Annotated in this window: 14 protein-coding genes; 9 read left to right on the top strand and 5 right to left on the bottom strand. The window is 50.3% G+C overall.

Annotated features, from left to right (window positions below):
* The first annotated feature begins 309 nt into the window (after positions 1 to 309).
* On the top strand, positions 310 to 690 hold the full coding sequence (locus ABD07_RS12965) for a rhodanese-like domain-containing protein (protein WP_160818635.1): 381 nt from the start codon (positions 310 to 312) through the stop codon (positions 688 to 690).
* 120 nt (positions 691 to 810) lie between these two features.
* Here the strand turns inward: ABD07_RS12965 and ABD07_RS12960 are convergent, their stop codons facing one another.
* The 3 genes from ABD07_RS12960 to ABD07_RS12950 form a co-directional block, all read right to left on the bottom strand.
* Positions 811 to 2370 (bottom strand): APC family permease, encoded by a 1560-nt coding sequence (locus tag ABD07_RS12960; RefSeq protein ID WP_160818634.1) that lies wholly within the window; start codon positions 2368 to 2370, stop codon positions 811 to 813.
* Between the two features lie 219 nt (positions 2371 to 2589).
* Positions 2590 to 4407: an Ig-like domain-containing domain gene (locus ABD07_RS12955; protein ID WP_160818633.1), complete on the bottom strand. Its 1818-nt coding sequence runs from the start codon at positions 4405 to 4407 to the stop codon at positions 2590 to 2592.
* Between the two features lie 244 nt (positions 4408 to 4651).
* The gene (locus ABD07_RS12950) at positions 4652 to 6193 is read right to left on the bottom strand and encodes a M10 family metallopeptidase (RefSeq protein WP_160818632.1); all 1542 of its coding nucleotides are present in this window, start codon (positions 6191 to 6193) and stop codon (positions 4652 to 4654) included.
* A gap of 271 nt (positions 6194 to 6464) precedes the next feature.
* Between ABD07_RS12950 and ABD07_RS12945 the strand changes: the two genes are divergently transcribed.
* The gene (locus ABD07_RS12945) at positions 6465 to 7823 is read left to right on the top strand and encodes a cytochrome C (RefSeq protein WP_160818631.1); all 1359 of its coding nucleotides are present in this window, start codon (positions 6465 to 6467) and stop codon (positions 7821 to 7823) included.
* A gap of 108 nt (positions 7824 to 7931) precedes the next feature.
* On the opposite strand, the gene phoB is transcribed toward ABD07_RS12945, so the two are convergent.
* On the bottom strand, positions 7932 to 8660 hold the full coding sequence (gene phoB, locus ABD07_RS12940) for a phosphate regulon transcriptional regulator PhoB (RefSeq protein ID WP_108699421.1): 729 nt from the start codon (positions 8658 to 8660) through the stop codon (positions 7932 to 7934).
* 334 nt (positions 8661 to 8994) lie between these two features.
* Here phoB and ABD07_RS12935 point away from each other — a divergent pair, with 334 nt between their 5' ends.
* From ABD07_RS12935 to ABD07_RS12925, 3 genes are read left to right on the top strand one after another with little or no spacing between them, the layout of a single operon-like run.
* Complete coding sequence (locus tag ABD07_RS12935; protein WP_160818630.1) at positions 8995 to 9954, top strand: DNA cytosine methyltransferase; 960 nt, start codon at positions 8995 to 8997, stop codon at positions 9952 to 9954.
* Between the two features lie 2 nt (positions 9955 to 9956).
* Positions 9957 to 10580 carry an HNH endonuclease gene (locus ABD07_RS12930; protein ID WP_205010695.1) on the top strand — a complete coding sequence of 208 codons (624 nt, stop codon included), beginning with the start codon at positions 9957 to 9959 and terminating at the stop codon, positions 10578 to 10580.
* Between the two features lie 2 nt (positions 10581 to 10582).
* Complete coding sequence (locus ABD07_RS12925; RefSeq protein WP_108699424.1) at positions 10583 to 11020, top strand: very short patch repair endonuclease; 438 nt, start codon at positions 10583 to 10585, stop codon at positions 11018 to 11020.
* A gap of 170 nt (positions 11021 to 11190) precedes the next feature.
* Here the strand turns inward: ABD07_RS12925 and ABD07_RS12920 are convergent, their stop codons facing one another.
* Positions 11191 to 11640 carry a phosphate-starvation-inducible PsiE family protein gene (locus tag ABD07_RS12920; protein WP_240142555.1) on the bottom strand — a complete coding sequence of 150 codons (450 nt, stop codon included), beginning with the start codon at positions 11638 to 11640 and terminating at the stop codon, positions 11191 to 11193.
* Between the two features lie 188 nt (positions 11641 to 11828).
* Between ABD07_RS12920 and ABD07_RS12915 the strand changes: the two genes are divergently transcribed.
* Genes ABD07_RS12915 through ABD07_RS12900 form a run of 4 tightly spaced genes read left to right on the top strand, consistent with a single transcriptional unit; the run spans position 11829 to position 15108 of the window.
* Positions 11829 to 12596, top strand: coding sequence for a DUF3450 domain-containing protein (locus ABD07_RS12915; protein WP_160818629.1), 768 nt, complete (start codon positions 11829 to 11831; stop codon positions 12594 to 12596).
* Positions 12593 to 14086, top strand: coding sequence for a MotA/TolQ/ExbB proton channel family protein (locus ABD07_RS12910; protein WP_160818628.1), 1494 nt, complete (start codon positions 12593 to 12595; stop codon positions 14084 to 14086). The genes ABD07_RS12915 and ABD07_RS12910 overlap by 4 nt, the downstream gene beginning before the upstream one ends.
* Position 14087: 1 nt before the next feature.
* Positions 14088 to 14702, top strand: coding sequence for a MotA/TolQ/ExbB proton channel family protein (locus ABD07_RS12905; RefSeq protein WP_160818627.1), 615 nt, complete (start codon positions 14088 to 14090; stop codon positions 14700 to 14702).
* 1 nt (position 14703) lies between these two features.
* Complete coding sequence (locus tag ABD07_RS12900) at positions 14704 to 15108, top strand: ExbD/TolR family protein (RefSeq protein WP_108699429.1); 405 nt, start codon at positions 14704 to 14706, stop codon at positions 15106 to 15108.
* Positions 15109 to 15114 lie beyond the last annotated feature (6 nt).

Raw genomic sequence — 15114 nt, 5'->3', positions numbered from 1 at the left:
CAGCCGGTGTACCGGTTTTTTTATTTTCTTTTTTCTATTTGAGTGTGTTGCATCTTGCACTCATGTCAATGTAGTGCTGTGATCGTCAAAAATCGTCTTGTAATCGCTGATAGTTTCTAGTTGCAATGGGGTTTTGGTGGTCGTTCACAAATTTCCCGTTGTATAGCGGCTACGAGCAAGAGAATCAATCGTTAGCGCGGATTCTGGTATTTCGTCTATCGCGTTTTGACCCGGAATAAGAACTTTGATACATTCATTCATCGAGCAAATTCGGCTACGATTGGGCCTATCAATAAAAAAGGGGAACGCATGCAGCATAATCCAGGATTCTTACAATTAGTGGAACAAGCCAAACAGCGAGTGAAAAAATGTACAGTGGCGGATGTTCAAGCTCGGCTGGCACGTGGTGAACAATTTCATTTTATCGATGTGCGGGAAGATCATGAATTCTGGATAGATCATGCTGCGGGTGCTCGCCATCTTGGAAAAGGGATTATTGAGCGTGATATTGAGACTGTAGTACCGGATAAGCAGGCGCCTATCGTGTTGTATTGTGGAGGCGGTTACCGTTCGATCTTGGTGGCGGATGCATTGCAACAAATGGGGTATGGTAATGTCCAGTCGATGGAGGGAGGGATTAGAGCATTACGCGATGCGGGTTTTCCCCTTGAGAAAGATAAATCGATTTAGAAAGAAAAAAACGCTGAAATATCTATAACAAGATAATAATACTGGATTAATTTGTTATCGAGCTAACTGCCCATAAAAATATCAACCATGTTTTTTCATTAGCGGTATAACAGATAAGTTTTATTTCTTTGCAGCTTCCCGAATGCGAGCAGCTCGGGTATCGAGTGTATTTTGTTCTCCGTTATCGGGCACCATATGTGCTCGTTCAAGCGGCAATGTCTCTCCCCGAAAGAATTTGGGTTCCCGTAAATTCCACAATACCATTAACGGAACGCCAAAAAGTAACGCGACAACCCCAATCAAGAACACGGTTCCAACCCCCGCGATGGATCCGCTCGATCCATAGCCAGGGTCCATCATGTTCCAGGCCTGAATGATGCCCACAACAATCAGAATGATGGCGGCAATCGAAGGGAGAATGACTTGGGATATCGTGGTATGCCAATGGTTGAATGCGGTACGGTGAAAATACAGCACACAGGATAGCGCAGCTACTGTGTAGTAGGTGCACACCGCGATACTGACGCTATGGATCGAATCCTTGACGATCGATTCGCTGATGAGACTCAACGTGATATAGATAACCAGCGTCATCAAACCGATCGTCCAAGTGGCAAATTTGGGTGTTTGCGTTGCCTCATTGACGGAAGAGAATTTGCGCGGAATGGCCCGATAGGTTGCCATGGCCAGCGCAGCGCGCGCGGCTGGCATGATTGTCGACATGGTGGCTGAGAAAGCCGAAATTGCAATGATCAGCGCCGCAACAAATGCTCCTTTGGCTCCAATCATACTGGTTGCCAGAACCGTAATGATCGAATCGATATTATCCTTGAAAGTCAGACTCGAATTGTCATGCGCATCAATGCCCGCATATGCCAGAGCTGCGGTAGCGAAAACGACATAGGTGACGACCGTGATGATCATGGCAATGATACCGCTCCGTCCCGCCTGCTCGGCGCTGCCGCTGGTTTCTTCCGACATGGCCAGCGATGCGTCAAATCCCCAGAAAATGAATAATGCCACCAGAAATCCATTCAGAAAGGCATGAAACGATGAAATCGCAAACGGATTAAACCATTCGAGTGACATTGGCTCGGCCGTGTGCACGGCATTGCCTTGCAGGACTTGTATGTACAATACCGCGGCGAGGGCGATGAGCCCGCCGTATTGCGTCATCGTCAGGATCATGGTGGTACGCGATGATTCCTCGGCGCCGAGTGCCGTCAGATAGGTCGTGCTCAAGATGAATAGGATCGCGACGCCAAAGTGGAACCATAACGGTGTTTCCGTCATATTCAGAATAATGGCCAACGCATCGACGATGATCTGTGTCGCTGCAACACCGGCCAATACGCTTGCCAATAATAGCGCCCAGCCGCCAAACCAACCGAAACGCGGGCCGATCGCTTTGGTTCCCCAGGTAAATACAGTTCCGGAATCGGGCGCGGAAGTGGTCAGGTGCTTATAAGACAGCGCCACAAAGAACATGGGAATCACCGATAAAATAAACACGATCGGCAGCTGATAACCGCTCTGGGAAGCGCCATATCCCAACGCACCGGTTAACGAGTAAGCCGGTGCGGTAGCGGCGAGGCCAATGGTAACGGCCGCCGATTTCGATACCGATCCTTTTTTTAATCCTTTGGCTTTCAAGCCGTGCATTACTGTTTCTTCGTGCATGTCATTCCTCATGTTTTACCGGAGCGCTGAGAAAGCAAAACTCCCAGGTTCGCGCTGGAAAGTAGCAAAGATTGGTAATGAAGTCAAAAGCCGTGCGTGAACAGCAAAGCACCCGGTTTCACTGAATTTTCATGCGATAAGTCAGAAAATAAAGCGCCCGAACCGGCAAAATCGATCCATCACCGCTGTGGTATTTTCGGGACGGGCGCTATGCTTGATCTAGGAAACCATGATGTCCGGCGAACCAACACCCGTCATGGTGATGAAATAAGGATCGGTTGTAGTGAAATCCAAAGTGGTAGTGTCATGGATGCCTTCGTAAGGATTACCGGCGCTATCGGTAACGACCCCATTTGCAATTTCGATGTGATACAGAGTGTGCGGCAGCAAATCTTCTACCGGGCTGATGATCATATCGCCATACTCATGGAATTTCACTTGATTGGTATCGTGAATATCGATGATGCGGGTGTCCGTGTCACTGCTGATCGTAATCTTGCCATTACCTGCCATCACTGGCTCGTCAAAAAGTAATTGAATACCACTGTCGGGGCTAAGTTGCAGTTGTTCACTCCAGAGAAAACTGACGGGCAGGAATGGCTGGCCGTCACTTGCCATGAAATTGGTTCCACTCAATACGGGATTGGATTCAACCGGTGTGAAACTGAGTCCGGATAGATCATCGGAGCCTGTAAAAGCGTTGCCGTCGCTATCCATAACAACACCAGTCGCCATCCGGATAGTGTAGTGGGTACCGAGCAACCAATCTTGAGATGGTTTGACGAACATCTGGCCATAGTCATCGAATGTCACTTGGCTGTTGTCGTGAATGTCGATCGCACGCGTATCGATGCCATTACTGATGACGATCTCGCCGTTACCGGGTAGAACTTTTTCATCGAATTGCAGCGTGATGGCATCATCGGCCTTGATGGTGATTTCTTCCATTGGCGCATATAAATTAACCCAGTTAATACCGTCCAGCGACGGATTGGATGCAATCGTCGTGAAATGCATCGTGTTCGTTTCAATTCCATCAAATGCATGACCGGTGTCATCCGTGATTACGCCTGCTGTCATTTGAACCGTGTATGCGGTGCCGGGAATAAGATCAGCTGCTGGTTTAACGGTGACGGCGCCGGAGAAAATATTGGTGAATGTCACCTGACTGGTATCGGTGATGTCAATCGCACGGGTATCCGAACCATTGCTGATCACGATGTAACCGCTCCCGGCTTTTATCGCTTGATTAAAATAAAAGGTAATGCCGCTATCCACCTTCAATGTTGACTCGCTTGATAAATAGCTCCACCAGATTGCCGGGTCGGCAGAACCGGTAGTAAAGCCGAGTGCATTTGAATCACCGTTGCCTGCATAGGTATTGCCTGTAGTATCGGTGATAGTTCCAGCGGGGATTTGGATGTGATAGTGCGTGTTGGGAATCAAATCGGCTGCCGGGTTGATGGTAACGCCGCCAAAACTGTCAAATATCACTTGGCTTGCATCGGTGATGTCGATTGTGCGCGTATCAGGGCCGTTGCTGAGAATGATACTGCCGCTGCCCGGGATCATTTGCTCGTCAAAATGGAGCCATATATCTTCATCAGCGGGTAATTCCGCAGGTAAATCCGAACCCCACGGGTTGTTTTCGATATTGCTGTAGAGGAATAATGGCGCGGAATCCGTAGTATTAAAACTTAATGTCTCAGGATCATCGATACCGGTATTTATGTTCCCGGCAAAATCCTGAATAACGCCGCTGTCCATCCGGATGCTGTAGTGCGTATTCGGAATCAGGTCCTGTGCCGGGTTAATGATCACGGAATTACCGGTTAATTTACTGCTGCTGAAAGTAATCTGACTGGTGTCATTGATCGCTATTCTGCGGGTATCCGAACCGTTGCTGAGGATAATATCGCCGGTTCCGGCCATCACTTCATTTCTAAAACTCAGTTCGATACTGTCATCGGTTTTTATCGCCGGTGCATGCTTCGGGTCGCCGTACGTTACGGATTTTTTTGCTGGAATTGGCGGCATCGGTTGTCCTTTTGGCAAGAGAAGGTTGAACTGTATCTTCGGCATAAATGATGGCGCATGGCCTGTCATCGCTGCCGGTGATTATCGCGGAACACTTGTCCGGACAAATTGCCGATTAACCGTAGAAAAGCTGGGTTATTGGGAAAGCTGCTTGAATGTGCGAATGGTTAATTCAATCAACCTATCTGTAAACAATCCTGAGATTTATTACAGATAAGGTCAAGCGGATTGAACTAATCACTCATCAACCGGTGTATGCCAGTCCGGTTTGCGCGAGTCCGGTCAGATGAATATTGTCCGCGTTGATGCCGGTGTCCGCAGCCAGGACGGTGAGTGCGCCGGTTGATATTTCGCCCGTATCGAGCATGTTGACGTACGGGGATTTTTCGCTGAGCGTGGGCGCGGAGCCGAACAAGTTTTGCCATAGCAACGTGACGATGTCGTCGTGGCTGGTGAGTTTGGTTGCATCGATGGCGAAAGCGGCCAGTTGTTCGTAACTCAATCCTTCGTCGGCTTTGGTCAGGCCGATACCGGCGTAATCCTGATTGGCGACGGTGGCAGCGCCAAATACCGCGCCGAGCAGCCTGGCGACTTCACCGGCGTGGCCGTCCAGATCGAGCGCCACGCGCGTATCGGAAAATTTCACCCGTTCGATGTTGATCAACGTATCCTGATTACCGGGATTGGCGTTGTCGGTGAGCGTGTAGCTGCCGGAAGTCTTGTTGAGCGTGAATTGACCGCGCGCCGAACCGGCTTGCACCGTATCGATTCCGCCGCCGCCATCTAAGCTGTTGCGGCTGCCGTTGCCGATCAGGATATCGTTTCCTTGACCGGCGATGGCGTTTTCAATCGTGACGTTGTTGGCGATCCAGACATTCGGAACCGGCTGACCGACATTGACACCGTTGAGTTGAACGTAGACCGGCTGGCCGATGAACGATCCGTCGCCCGGATTCAAATCGATCAAAGCGGAGATCGCACCTTCATAGTGGATGGTGTCGGAAGCGCCGCCTGCATCCCAAAGGGTCTCGTGATAGGTATTGGTATCGTTGTAGGTGTAGGTGTCGTTACCGGCATGGTAGCGGGTGTTGGCGCCGTATAAATATTGTATCGCCGCGATATCGAGCACCATCGGCGTGGTGGGATGAAAGGAGAATTCGTTACCTTCCACTCCTTGCAGATCCGCATAGGTATAACTCATGATGGTGTGGATGACGCTGTCCTGGTTTTTGGGCAGTGCTGGTTTGGAAAGATCGTCTGGGTCAGCGAAAGGATGTGTGAGACCCAAGGCATGGCCAAGTTCATGTAAAACAGTTTCATAGGAAATATTGCCTGGAGTCCAATCCTGAAAATTGAGCAAGCCATTGGTATTCATCCAGATATCACCCGCATAGGGACCCGTACTGGGCAGATAGGCCCAAGCCAAGGTCAATTCATCGGGATCCGGGGTATAGGCCGCGCGGATGTCGCCCACCTCGCTGGGGGTTTCCACAACGGGTACAAAGTTTACATTGGCAACATTCGCCCATTGTTGCAGCGCTTGCACAAAAGCTGCCTGATCCGCCGTGGTTAACGTTGTGAAGCCGCTTCTCCACGGTTCGCCATCACCGAACCGGGAACCGTATCCGCTCGATAGGGAAGACCAATATAGTGAATTGTTACTGGCGGGGAAGCTGTATGTAATGGTCGAACTCAGCCAACGTGTGCCACCCGCCAGCGAGTCAATCGAATTGTCATGGGTCAGCTTGGTATTCGTGATGTTACTTGAGAAAAAGGGCGACGGCATAATGAGTCCTTGGTAACCGGTAAATTGAGGAATCGGCCTTGGTGATAGTTGCTAATCTAAATCGTTGTTGCCCGTCTGTCTATCTTCACTAATACTTCACAATTTTTTTCAGTCAATTTCACAAAAAATTAATATATCTGAGAATAAAATGTCCCTGAAAATAACAGGATTACTTCGATAATGTGGATTGAGTAGTTGGTATTTTAGTTAGACAAACGATTTTTTTGAATAATTTTTAGTTTCATTTTTCATATATAAATAGGGCTGAATGATGACCGTAACTAAGAGCACAGTATCGCTGTTTGTTTTCTTTTTGCTATTTTTTCTACTGAGTTCCAGCGCCAATGCGCTTCCCAGTTTCGCGCGGCAGACCGGTTTCGCGTGCAGCGCTTGCCACGTCCAATCATTCGGTCCCAACCTGACTTCCGTCGGCAGGAATTTCAAGCTCAACGGTTATACGCAAACCGATGGTAAGAATAACAATATCATCCCGCTCAGCGGCATGATCCGCGGTTCTTACACGCATACGCAGGAAGCCCAAGCCGGTGGCGCAGCGCCGCGTTTCAGCAAGAATGATAATGGCACGATTGATGAGGCGGCCATTTTCCTGGCGGGCCGGCTGACGTCCAAGGTCGGCGCGTTTGTCGAAGGAACCTACGATGGTGTGGAAAACATCGGCGTGCTGGATAACACCGATATCCGCTTTGCCGATCACGCCGATGTCGCCGGTCAGAAAGTGGTGTTCGGTTTAACGGCCAATAACAACCCGACTGTGACCGATCTGTGGAATACCACGCCGACTTGGGGATTTCCGTGGAGTTCATCGCCATTGGCGCCGACCCAATCCGCAGCCAATTTGATTGAGTCGCTCGGGTCGCAGGTGATCGGCGCGACGGCGTATATGATGCTGAACGATATGCTGTATGTGGAAGCGGGCGGTTATACCAGTTTGCCGAAAAATGCCCAGAAAGGAATCAGCGTATTCGATGCGGAACAGGCCAGACTCAGCGGCGGTGCGCCTTATTGGCGGATTGCGCTGCAAAAGGACTGGAGCGGTCATTATGGCGCGGTGGGTGCTTACGGGTTGCACGGCGATGTGAACCCGCAACGCATCACGGGTGCGGGTACCGACCGGTACGATGATTTCGGCTTTGATCTTACGTATCAGTATCTTGCCAACCCCCTGCACATTTATGAATTCACCGCGACCTATCTGCGTGAAAACCGCAACATGAACGCCAGTTCCGCGCTGGGATTCGCGGATAAGCTCAAAAGTAATCTCGACACTGTTCGGATAAGAACCGGATATACGTTCCAGCAAACGTACGGTTTGAATCTGTTTTATAACCAAACCACCGGAACGGCCGATACGGTCATCTACAGTTTTGGCGATCCGATCAGCGGCAGCCGCACGGGTAATCCGCTAAGCCAAGCGTTTATCGCCGAAGTCAGCTATACCCCGTTCGGTAAAACGAATACTTCGGTGATGAGCACGTTCGTCAATCTGCGTTTAGCAGCGCAATATGTTCACAATTTCAAATTTAACGGTAGCGTGCACAATTACGACGGTTTAGGCCGCAATGCGGTGAATAACGACGCGTTCTATTTGAATGGCTGGCTGGCTTTCTAAAGCTGAGCTCTGATCGACCGGTAAGAAACCCGCTGCTGCGGGTTTCTTTTTTTGTGAAGTTCTTAAATCGTACGGTGTTGAGGATGCGGTAGAAACGGGCGCTTCGATTTATTCGACATGCTCTTCATGATGTTCAACGGAGAACCGGTAGCCGGTGCCGCGCACGGTTTGCACCAGATTTTCTTTTCCTACGGCCTCCAGAATCTTGCGCAGCCTGCGGATATGCACGTCGACGGTGCGATCCTCGATAAACACATGATCGCCCCAGACACGGTCGAGCAATTGCGCGCGCGTGTGCACGCGTTCCTTGTACGCCATCAGGAAATGCAGCAAACGGAATTCGGTCGGGCCGAGCGCAATCTCTACCGGTTTTGACGGTTCATCACCGGCCTGCACATGCACCCGATGTGTCGATGGATCCAGTTTCAACCCGCCGGACTCGATGATGTCGTCGGACATCTCAGGCAAACGGCGGCGCAGCACGGCTTTGATGCGGGCGAGTAATTCCCGGGGTGAGAAGGGCTTGGTGACGTAATCATCCGCACCGGCTTCCAAACCGGCAATTTTGTCGCTTTCCTGCACGCGCGCGGTGAGCATAATGATCGGGATCGCTTTGGTGCGTTCTTCCCGTCTTAATTTACGCGCAAATTCCACGCCGCTCATATCCGGCAGCATCCAGTCGAGCAAAATCAGATCTGGCAGAACGTTATTGACCATTTTTCTGGCTTGCTCGGCATCGTCCGCGCACAAAACGATATGCCCCGCTTTCTTAAGATTCAGCGCGATCAGCTCCTGGATTGCATGTTCGTCCTCGACAACGAGTATGGTGACAGCCATCAACCACTCCATTACAGTTAAAAGTACTGCAATCATATAAAGAATGCGTTACATATTTATGACAATACGGTGAAGGTAATATTATTTGTCACGAATGGGGAAACGCGATACAAGCGATGTGCATGATTCAATCAATTCGATTTGGCGAAAGAAAGCGGGTTGATAGTAAACTCATCAGTACCATACTGTGTTTAATTTTTTCCGGTGCTTGAATCATATAGATCATGATTATTGGACTAAATACCGGATATATTAAGCGAGGATCACATTGGTACCACATGGCAAACTGAAGCCAAAGAACGTAAAATGAGCCTGCGTCTTACAGGAGGGTAGAATGCCACTTACATCAATAGAAATTTGTGCTGGCGCTGGCGGTCAGGCTCTAGGCTTGGAACAAGCCGGTTTTGATCACGTCAACCTCGTAGAGCTGGATGCCGTAGCTTGCCAAACCCTTCGAATCAACCGGAATCACTGGCACGTGACAGAAGGAGATCTGCATCACTATTCAGCTGGAAAGTGGAAAGGAGTCGAGCTTCTTGCAGGTGGAGTGCCTTGCCCGCCCTTTTCAAAGGCGGGTAAGCAATTAGGCGGCGAAGATGAGCGCGACTTGTTTCCGGAAGCTATCAGGCTAGTATCTGAGTGCAAACCGCAAGCTGTAATGCTCGAGAATGTGCGTGGCTTGCTCGATTCGGTTTTCGATGAGTATCGCGCGAAAATTATTTCTGACTTGAAAAAACTGGGGTACATCGCCGAATGGCGTCTATTGAACGCTAGTGATTTTGGCGTGCCGCAATTGCGCCCTCGCGTTGTTTTCGTGGCATTAAAGAAAACCGCCGCGGAATATTTCAATTGGCCGCTGGCGCTGGCGTCCCCACCGCCAACAGTTGGCGCAGCCCTTTTTGACTTGATGGCAGCAAACGGCTGGTGTGGTGCTAAGCAGTGGCGTGAACGTGCGTGTGATATTGCTCCAACGCTGGTGGGTGGAAGCAAAAAACACGGAGGTCCCGACCTTGGTCCAACCCGGGCAAAGAAGTCATGGGCGTCAATTGGTGTTGATGGAATGGGAATTGCTGATGCGGCACCTGAAAAAGATTTTGTTGGCATGCCCAGACTCACAGTCCGGATGACTGCGCGCATTCAGGGTTTTCCAGATCATTGGCAATTTAGCGGGAAGAAAACTGCCGCCTACCGGCAAGTTGGCAATGCGTTTCCTCCGCCTGTTGCTCATGCGGTAGGTATTCAGATTCAAGCAGCTCTTAATGCCGCTGCAAAAACAAAGCTTAAGCGGGCGTAATAATGGCAAAAGAGAAAGCGCCAAAAGCGAAGAACCAAAGGGGCGGCGCTCGTGGAAAGCTCCGCGCGCATTTTCTGGCGAATATAGGCCGCGTCATGGATTCTGATGAATTGCGTGCTGTTGCGGATAATCAATCAGAGTGGGCACGGCGTGTACGTGAGCTGCGCACAGAAGAAGGCTATTTGATTCTCACGCACAATGACCGCAGCGAATTGAAACCAGGCCAATATTTACTTGAAACGCCGAAGCCGCAACCGGCCTTTGAGCGGGTAATTTCAAAAGAAACCCGTGCGTATGTCCTCGATCGTAATGGTTTTACTTGCCAAATGTGCGGCGCGGTCGCGGGAGAACCTCATCCTTATGACCCTACACGCAAGACGCGTCTGCACATTGGACACATTATCGACAAAAGCAAGGGCGGCAGTGATGAACACTCCAATCTCCGGGCGGTATGCTCTATCTGTAACGAAGGGGCGCAAAATGCCACGCTTATCCGCCCAGACCTGAAACAGCTTCTAATTCAGATACGCAGGGCAACTTCAGCAGATCAGCTTGAAGCGTTGAAGTGGCTGATAGCAAAATTCCCGAAGCAAGCGGCCGAGGAAATTGCAGCCCAAAGCAAGTAGCAATGGATAAATTAACCCCTGACCGCCGTTCAAAAAACATGCGGCAAATCCGGGGCAAAAATACGGCACCAGAGCTAGCTGTACGGCGGCTTTGCCGGGAGATTGGATTTTCAGGCTATCGCATCCACCGGAAGGATTTGCCAGGGAAGCCCGATCTGGCATGGATAGGACGAAAGCTCGCAATTTTCGTTCATGGTTGTTTCTGGCATGGTCATCACTGTGCTGAGGGCATTCGAAAACCCAAGTCAAACCGGGATTATTGGATACCAAAAATCGCACGGAACCAGCAGCGCGATGCTGAGAATATCGCCTCATTGCGAGCAGAAAACTGGGGAGTCGTTGTTGTCTGGGAATGTGAACTCAGCGAGAAAGAACGCCTTACTAAAAAGCTACAGCGATTTCTGTCATTCCAAAAGATCAACTTAAACGCTGAACAGTGATAGCCGCTGTCTGATTGTTTTTTCTTGATCTTTCGTGATTGATAAGGAATTAGTGACGGTTTGCTTAACCGGTTTCACAAAAGAAATAGTATTCTCAGAAATTCCTCTGATTCCACAAGTGCTTGGTTATGAAAAGGTCTCGCCGGGTGCAATGTCCGTTTCAATTTTGCTTAATCAATCACATTCGGCGAAAACCGGATCGACACAATCCGCAGCAAAATCAGCACGGTGATGACGGCGATGTGCAGGCCGACTTCGACGAAAGTATATTCTTTGTACCACAGCCCGATCAGTTCGCCGATCAGCACCACCAGCGCCACATCCAGAATGAACGTGACCTTGACGCGTCCGACCGACAGGTAGGACTGCAAAATACGGATCAGTTCCAGAATCGCCAGGATCAGCACGATGTCGACGATGATGTGCTCGGCGATTTGCGCCCAGCCGTTCTTCAGAATCTCCGGCAAATTGAACAGTAAGTTCAGCACGCCCGCGCCAATCCACACATACAAAGCCAGCATCAGAATACCCACGATGAACTGAATCGTGCGCGTATGCCAATCGCTATCGGTCAATAAAAATACGCTTTTCTCTTTGGCAATCGATTGATTGATCATCATATTTCTCCTCTTCGTTGAATCGCATGAATCGCCATCTTAAGGGTGCAATATAAAAGTTTCATGACATCGGGATACTTCCCGGTTTCCTCGCCGGTGACTGCGGTAGCGCTTCGTTAAATGACATCGAACTGTCATGAAAGTGACATATTCAACTTGTAGTATGCACGGGCATTATTGATGAGGGATTTATGCGTATTCATTGGGGTAAAAGAATAATCGGGCTGGGCGGATTGGTGCTGTTGCTTTCCGCACCGGCGGCAACGGCGAGCAATCTGGAAAATCTGGCCAAATCGCTGGCCAAGATGCGCGGTGAGGTTGAAACACTGCAAACGCAACTGGATCTGGAGAAGGAAAAACATAGCAGCAAAATATCCGCGCTCAATTCGCAATTGGCGGATTTGAGTGTGGAGGAAAGAAGGCAAAAACTGAGCATCGAAAAGCTGCAACATTCGATCGGCAAGCTGTCCGAGAGCGCCAAAAAAGCGGAGCAATCCGGGGAAAGCCTGAAACCTGTTCTGCTGACGTTACTGAGTGATTATAAGCGCCATATTCAAAGCGGTTTTCCATTCAAGATGGAAGACCGCATCAAAGCCATTGACGACCTGGAAAATAATATCGCCAACCGCCTGATCGACCCGAATAAAGCGGTTAGCCAGGCCTGGTCACTGATCGAAGATGAAATTCGCCTGAGCAAGGAAAACGGAATTTATCAGCAGACCATCCCTTTGAATGGAGAGAAAGTGCTGGTGGATATCGCCAAGCTCGGCACGGTATTTCTCTTTTTCCAAACTCGCGACAATCAGAGCGGAATGGCGCGGCGTGCGGAAGATGGCAGCTGGAAATACGAGCTGGTGGATAACACGGCGGACATGGAGCGTATCAAGAATTTGTTCGATTCCTTGAAGAAACAGATACGCCAAGGCTATTTTGAATTACCGAATCCATTGAAGAAATGAAGAAAATTTTATTGATTGCACTACTTGTGCTGGTAGCTGCCGCATCAGCCAACGCCAAAGAAGATAAAGCCGCGGCATCCGAAAACATACCGGCTGCTGCTCCGGAAGAAAAGCCGGAAGCGGCTTCGTCCAAGAAACCAAGCGCACCCAAGCAGGAAGCAGTCAATCTGGAGACCGCCTATAAGCGCGAATTTGCTTTCCTGGAGGCGCAAAAACGCGAATTGACCGAACGGCTGAAAAGCTATCAAGCCAGCGCAAGCCGAGAGGAGCAAGCATTGAGCGGAAAAATCGGCGCGCTGGAGCGTAACTCGGTGGAGCGCTCGGCAAAAATCGATCAGTTGACGGCCCAGTTATCCGAAGTGGAACGCAAAGAAGCCGTGGTCAGCGAACGCAATGATGCGCTGGAAACGACTTATCTACAGGCGGAAGCGACCTTGAAGAACCACGGCATCGAGATGCCTTTGGCCATGAAGGAAGCAAAAGGCGATGATCAGGCCAAAATCGGTTTTGTATTCAATCAAGCATTGTCCTTACTTCAGAAGCTTGGCGCTATTCAGACAAAACCGGGGAAATTTTTTCTCGGGAATGGCAAAGAAGCGGAAGGAATGTTGATTCATCTGGGCAATATCGCGGCTTACGGCGTCAGTCCGGATGGCAGCGGCAGCCTGGCGCCCGCCGGTGGCGGAGCATTCAAGGTGTGGAAAAGCGCGGGTGCGGAAAGCGCCTTGGGTTTGAGCAAAAACGAGCAGCCGGACACATTACAGCTGTTTTTGTTCGAGTCGCGCACCACAGCCGTCGACGAGATGCACGAACAGACTCTGCTGGAACACGTCGATTCAGGCGGCCCTATCGGTTGGGTGATTGTGATCCTCGGCCTCATCGGCGGGTTTTTTATCCTGATCCGGATTTATTTGCTGCGCACCAACAGCGCGGACACGAAAAAGTTGTCGGATCAAATCATCCATCAGCTGGCTAAAGGCGATCTGGATGTGGCTAGGAAACAATGCGAAGCAAGCGCATCGTCGGCCATTGGCAGAGTTTTGTTGTATACGCTGCGCCATTTGAAAGACGACCGGGATCACATGGAAGGCATTGTGTATGAGGCGATTCTGCAAGAATCCTCACCGCTCGACCGGCTAGGTCCTGCCATTCTGGTGATTGCCTCGGTGGCTCCGCTCCTGGGGTTGTTGGGAACGGTCACCGGGATGATTGAAACCTTCGATTCGATTACCCAGTTTGGTACCGGCGATCCAAGATTGTTATCCGAAGGGATCGCGATTGCATTAGTGACGACCGAGCTAGGCCTCGTCGTCGCCATCCCGACCTTGCTATTGGGCTCTGTATTGTCGACCTGGGCGAGAAATATCAAGCGCGACATGGAGCATTCGGCGCTCAGGATTGTGAATGTGTTCATGGGAAGCGCGCTCGATCCTGAGGAAGGGAATGCGCCGGATGTCAGTGGCAATACGTTGCTAGCACAGAATGCTTGAAATGAATGTTCAAGAACTGATTGTTTGGATCAAGGAATTGTTTGTTATCGGCGGAGCCGTGATGTTTCCGCTGGTGCTCTGCACCTTGTTGCTTTGGTATGGCGTGGGGTATCGATTCTGGGTCATGAAAGATCCCAAGTGGATGGGGGTGCGCGATATGGTGAAGTTTTATCAGCAGCATCACGAAAAACCGGCCAGAAATATCGTGGCCAAAGCGATCAAGCAAGGGATTGGTTTGCAGCAGCAACGCGTCAGAAACCTGCGGCGTCATCTGGATGCGGCTTTTTATGACTATGAGCGGGAACTGGGCAAATTTGCTTCGCTTACGCGCGTCGTTGTCCTTGTTGCGCCGCTGCTGGGCTTATTGGGAACCGTGACGGGGATGATTGAAACCTTCCAATCGTTGTCGACCATGACGCTGCATTCCCAGTCGGGCGGCATTGCCGGTGGGATTGCGGAAGCCTTGTTCACCACTCAGATGGGATTGACGGTAGCGGTTCCCGGCGTATTAGCCAATAGCATTCTGAATCGGCGGCAACAGCAAATTGAACAGGATCTTTCTCAGGTCAAGGATTTGCTGTGTCACCAAACATCCACCACATACGGGAAAGCATGAAATGAGAAACAACGAACCGGCGGAAGCCGAAGCCGTGATCGATATGACGCCAATGATTGATATGGTGTTCATATTATTGATTTTTTTCATGGTCACGGCGACTTTTGTCAAGGATATGAAACTGGAACTGGAGCGGCCCAAAGCGAGCAGCTCGGTGGTGGCGTCCAGCAAGGCGATTCGCTTGTTCATCGATCGCAATGGCGACACTTTTTTGGATGGCGAACCGATCCGTGTGTGGTTGATACAAAGCAAGCTGCGCGATTTGCTGAACACGGCTTCCAGCAAAGTGGTTTTGGTGGTGACGGATGATGGTGTGCCAGCGGGAAAACTGGTTGAAGTGGTAGATCAAGCACGCTTGGCGGGGGCCGAGAGCGTGGGTGTTGCAACTAAAAAAGAAGCAGGATAAGGAGGG

Source organism: Nitrosomonas oligotropha (assembly GCF_009833085.1).
Classification (GTDB): domain Bacteria; phylum Pseudomonadota; class Gammaproteobacteria; order Burkholderiales; family Nitrosomonadaceae; genus Nitrosomonas; species Nitrosomonas oligotropha.
This window is presented reverse-complemented; position numbering and strand designations above follow the sequence as displayed.

Bases quoted from the DNA above. Each gene is read 5' to 3' on its own strand.
- ABD07_RS12965 (WP_160818635.1), top strand. From the start codon at position 310: ATGCAGCATAATCCAGGATTCTTACAATTAGTGGAACAAGCCAAACAG.
- ABD07_RS12960 (WP_160818634.1), bottom strand. From the start codon at position 2,370: ATGCACGAAGAAACAGTAATGCACGGCTTGAAAGCCAAAGGATTAAAA.
- ABD07_RS12955 (WP_160818633.1), bottom strand. From the start codon at position 4,407: ATGCCGCCAATTCCAGCAAAAAAATCCGTAACGTACGGCGACCCGAAG.
- ABD07_RS12950 (WP_160818632.1), bottom strand. From the start codon at position 6,193: ATGCCGTCGCCCTTTTTCTCAAGTAACATCACGAATACCAAGCTGACC.
- ABD07_RS12945 (WP_160818631.1), top strand. From the start codon at position 6,465: ATGACCGTAACTAAGAGCACAGTATCGCTGTTTGTTTTCTTTTTGCTA.
- phoB (WP_108699421.1), bottom strand. From the start codon at position 8,660: ATGGCTGTCACCATACTCGTTGTCGAGGACGAACATGCAATCCAGGAG.
- ABD07_RS12935 (WP_160818630.1), top strand. From the start codon at position 8,995: ATGCCACTTACATCAATAGAAATTTGTGCTGGCGCTGGCGGTCAGGCT.
- ABD07_RS12930 (WP_205010695.1), top strand. From the start codon at position 9,957: ATGGCAAAAGAGAAAGCGCCAAAAGCGAAGAACCAAAGGGGCGGCGCT.
- ABD07_RS12925 (WP_108699424.1), top strand. From the start codon at position 10,583: ATGGATAAATTAACCCCTGACCGCCGTTCAAAAAACATGCGGCAAATC.
- ABD07_RS12920 (WP_240142555.1), bottom strand. From the start codon at position 11,640: ATGATGATCAATCAATCGATTGCCAAAGAGAAAAGCGTATTTTTATTG.
- ABD07_RS12915 (WP_160818629.1), top strand. From the start codon at position 11,829: ATGCGTATTCATTGGGGTAAAAGAATAATCGGGCTGGGCGGATTGGTG.
- ABD07_RS12910 (WP_160818628.1), top strand. From the start codon at position 12,593: ATGAAGAAAATTTTATTGATTGCACTACTTGTGCTGGTAGCTGCCGCA.
- ABD07_RS12905 (WP_160818627.1), top strand. From the start codon at position 14,088: ATGAATGTTCAAGAACTGATTGTTTGGATCAAGGAATTGTTTGTTATC.
- ABD07_RS12900 (WP_108699429.1), top strand. From the start codon at position 14,704: ATGAGAAACAACGAACCGGCGGAAGCCGAAGCCGTGATCGATATGACG.